At 63.7% G+C, this 911-nt stretch carries 1 protein-coding gene; it reads right to left on the reverse strand.

Features of this window, described 5'->3' with window-relative positions; genetic code table 11:
- A partial coding sequence (locus tag LDL49_RS56460; protein ID WP_308016331.1) for an ice-binding family protein occupies window positions 1-818 on the reverse strand: 818 nt, incomplete at its 3' end.
- Window positions 819-911 lie beyond the last annotated feature (93 nt).

The raw sequence follows: 911 nt of genomic DNA on the forward strand, positions 1-911 counted from the left end.
GAGGTGCTTGGGGCGAAGTGGATGGGTTCTTCGTTGTCGAAGGTGGTTCCGCCGAGGTAGACGGCGGTGATGCGGTGTTGTCCTGTGGTGAGGGTGGAGGTGGTGAGGGTGGCGGGTTGGGTGGTGCTGTTGAAGGCGGTGCCGAGGATGGTGTCGCCGTCTTTGAAGGCGACGTCTCCTTGGGGGACGAGGGTGCCGCTGGTGGGGTTGACGGTGGCGGTGAAGGTGATGGCTTGTCCGGTTCGGGCGGGGTTGTTGTTGGAGCTGACTGTGGTGGTGGTGGGGCGGTCGTCGGGTATTTGGAGGAGGGTGGGTGGTTGGCTGGTGGCGCTGCTGATGGTGATGGCGTTGTTGATGGTGAACAGGTGTCCGATGGATGCTGCTCGGGTGTTGACGGTGATGGCGTTGTTGGCGAGGAGGTTTCCGCGGAAGGTGGTGAAGGTGTTGAGGGTGGCGGAGTCGGTGATGGCCCAGTAGAGGTTGTTGGCTTGGGCGCCGCCGGTGAGGGTGATGGTGCTGGAGGTGGCGGCGGTCAGGGTGGTGGCTTTGAAGACGAAGATGGCGTCTGGGTTGGCTTGGGCGTCCAGGGTGAGGGTTCCGTTGATTTGGAAGTTGCCGGTGGTGGAGTTGTAGACGCCGGGTGTTCTGGTGGTGCTGCCTAGTTCTGCGGGCAGGGTGGCGTCGGGTGTGAGTGCGGTGAGGTCGTTGTAGGCGTCGACCACGTCGGATTTGGCGTTCGCCGCGGTGGAGTCGCCGGCGTGGGTGGTGCCGTTCACGATGCCGGGTGGGAAGCCGGTGACGGTGGAGCCGGGGCTCACTCCGAGGTCTCCGATGATCCTGGTTTGATTGGTGTTGCTGACCGCTGATCCCGCCAGAACCGCGAACGGCGCGGCATTACCAATACTCACCGG

This window comes from Nonomuraea aurantiaca, assembly GCF_020215705.1.
Taxonomy (GTDB): domain Bacteria; phylum Actinomycetota; class Actinomycetes; order Streptosporangiales; family Streptosporangiaceae; genus Nonomuraea; species Nonomuraea aurantiaca.